Source organism: Roseateles sp. P5_E11 (assembly GCF_054049355.1).
In genome coordinates, this window is sequence record NZ_JBFUMO010000728.1 from 1 (window position 1) to 2,469 (window position 2,469).

Annotated in this window: 3 protein-coding genes and 1 pseudogene; all 4 read right to left on the reverse strand. The window is 62.6% G+C overall.

Features of this window, described 5'->3' with window-relative positions; genetic code table 11:
- A partial coding sequence (gene nuoL, locus ACXJKR_RS29785; protein ID WP_457325918.1) for an NADH-quinone oxidoreductase subunit L occupies positions 1 to 1,338 on the reverse strand: 1,338 nt, incomplete at its 3' end.
- Positions 1,339 to 1,345: 7 nt separating this feature from the next.
- Positions 1,346 to 1,675, reverse strand: a complete 330-nt coding sequence (gene nuoK / locus ACXJKR_RS29790) for an NADH-quinone oxidoreductase subunit NuoK (RefSeq protein ID WP_056196929.1) — start codon at positions 1,673 to 1,675, stop codon at positions 1,346 to 1,348.
- Positions 1,672 to 2,316 (reverse strand): NADH-quinone oxidoreductase subunit J, encoded by a 645-nt coding sequence (locus ACXJKR_RS29795; RefSeq protein WP_056196928.1) that lies wholly within the window; start codon positions 2,314 to 2,316, stop codon positions 1,672 to 1,674. Before ACXJKR_RS29795 ends, nuoK begins: the two co-directional genes overlap by 4 nt.
- A 53-nt stretch (positions 2,317 to 2,369) precedes the next feature.
- A pseudogene (locus ACXJKR_RS29800) lies at positions 2,370 to 2,469 on the reverse strand (NADH-quinone oxidoreductase subunit NuoI); the annotation flags it as partial.

A 2,469-nucleotide genomic window follows, 5' to 3' on the forward strand; every position in this document is an offset into this window, starting at 1 on the left:
GAAGTACATCCGGAACGAATAGAAGGCCGTCACGAACACACCGACGATGACGGCGAAGTAGGCGAAGTGCGCGCCCGGCAGATGGCTGGCGTGCACGGCCTCAATGATCGAGTCCTTGGAGTAGAAGCCCGAGAACAGCGGCGTGCCGATCAGCGCGAGCGAACCCAGCAGCGACGTGATCCAGGTGATGGGCATGTACTTGCGCAGGCCGCCCATGTTGCGGATGTCCTGGTCATGGTGCATGCCGATGATGACGGAGCCCGCGCCCAGGAACAGCAGCGCCTTGAAGAAGGCGTGCGTCATCAGGTGKAAGACGGCCACCGAGTAGGCCGAGGCGCCCAGGGCGACGGTCATGTAACCCAGCTGGGACAGCGTCGAGTACGCCACGACGCGCTTGATGTCGTTCTGGATGATGCCGAGGAACCCCATGAACAACGCCGTGATCGCACCGATCACCATGACGAAGTTCAGCGCCGTGTCGCTCAGCTCGAACAGCGGCGACATGCGCGCCACCATGAAGATGCCGGCCGTCACCATCGTGGCGGCATGGATCAGCGCGGAGATGGGCGTCGGACCTTCCATCGAGTCCGGCAGCCAGACGTGCAGCGGGAACTGCGCCGACTTGCCCATCGCACCGATGAAGAGGCAGATGCAGGTGATCGTCATCAGCGACCAATCGGTGCCGGGGAAGATCATCTGCGACAGGATCTCGGACTTGGCGAAGGTCTCGGCGTAGTTCAGCGAACCCCCGAAGGCCACCAGCAGGCCGATGCCCAGGATGAAGCCGAAGTCGCCGACCCGGTTCACCAGGAAAGCCTTCATGTTGGCGAAGATGGCCGTCGGTTTCTTGTACCAGAAGCCGATCAGCAGATACGACACCAGGCCCACCGCTTCCCAGCCGAAGAACAGCTGCAGCATGTTGTTGCTCATGACGAGCATCAGCATGCTGAAGGTGAACAGCGAGATGTAGGAGAAGAAGCGCTGGTAGCCGTCGTCCTCTTCCATGTAGCCGATGGTGTAGATGTGCACCATCAGCGACACGAAGGTCACGACCACCATCATCATGGCCGTCAGGCCGTCGATGAGGAAGCCGACTTCCATCTTCAGCGCGCCGAGGTTCATCCATTCGTAGATGGTGGCGTTGAAGCGCGCGCCGTCGACGGCCACGCTGTACAGCGTCATCGCCGACAGGATGAAGGCGATCAGCACGCCGAGGATGGTGACCATGTGCGAGCCGCGGCGGCCCACCGTCTTGCCGAAGAAGCCGGCGACGATGGCGCCCGCGAGCGGTGCCAGCGGCACCGTCAGCAGCAGGTTCTGGGAGAGTTGTGCAGACATCTTTTTCTCAACCCTTCAGCGCGTCGAGTTCTTCGACGTTGATGCTGGCTCGGTTGCGGAACAGCACGACCAGGATGGCCAGGCCGATGGCCGACTCGGCCGCCGCGACGGTCAGGATGAAGAACACGAAGACCTGGCCGCCCATGTCGCCCAGGTAGTGCGAGAAGGCGACGAAGTTCATGTTGACCGCCAGCAGCATCAGCTCGATGGCCATCAGCAGCACGATCAGGTTCTTGCGATTCAGGAAGATGCCGATCACCGACAGCGCGAACAGCATCGCGCCCAGCGTCAGAAAGTGGCCCAGGGTCAGGCCGCTCAGCCCGGTAATGGCGGTCATGCCTGGCCTCCTTCGGTGGGTGCGGCGGGCGGGGCCGGCGGCGTGGCGACGGTGGGCGCCATCTTGACGATCTTCAGGCGCTGGGCCTTGGTGACCTTGACCTGTTCGGATGCGTCCATGGCACGCGAGTCCTTGCGGCGGCGCAGCGTCAGGGCGATGGCCGCGACGATGGCCACGAGCAGCAGCACGGCGGCGATCTGCAGCGGGTACAGGTAAGCGGTGTAGATCTCGATGCCGAGCAGCTTGGTATTACCCATCTTCAGCTGCTCGGCGGTGGCCACCGGCACGTCAGACAGTTGGAAGCCGCCCATCAGCACGATGCCCATCTCGAAGGCGATCAGAGCGCCGACAACGGCCGCCAGCGGCAGATGCTTCCAGAAGCCCTCACGCAGGCTGTCGGTGTTCAGGTCCAGCATCATGACGACGAACAGGAACAGCACCATGACGGCACCGATGTAGACGAGCACCAGCGCAATCGCCAGGAACTCGGCCTTCAGCAGCATCCAGATGCAGGACGCCGTGAAGAAGGACAGGATCAGGAACAGCGCCGCATGCACGGTGCTGCGCGCCGTGATGACGCGGAACGAACTCACCAGCAGGATGCCGGAGAAGACGTAGAAGAGGATGGTCGTGATGTCCATACGTATCCAGGCCAGCTGAGCTGGACCGCTGCGGCCGCAAGGCCGGTCAGCGATCAGCGGTACTTGGCATCAGCCTCCTTTTGGGCCGCGATTTCGGCTTCGTACTTGTCACCGACGGCCAGCAGCATGTCCTTGGTGAAGTACAGGTCGCCG

Excerpts from the sequence above, each read along its gene's own strand:
- nuoK (WP_056196929.1), bottom strand. The coding sequence starts at position 1,675 with ATGACCGCCATTACCGGGCTGAGCGGCCTGACCCTGGGCCACTTTCTG.
- ACXJKR_RS29795 (WP_056196928.1), bottom strand. The coding sequence starts at position 2,316 with ATGGACATCACGACCATCCTCTTCTACGTCTTCTCCGGCATCCTGCTG.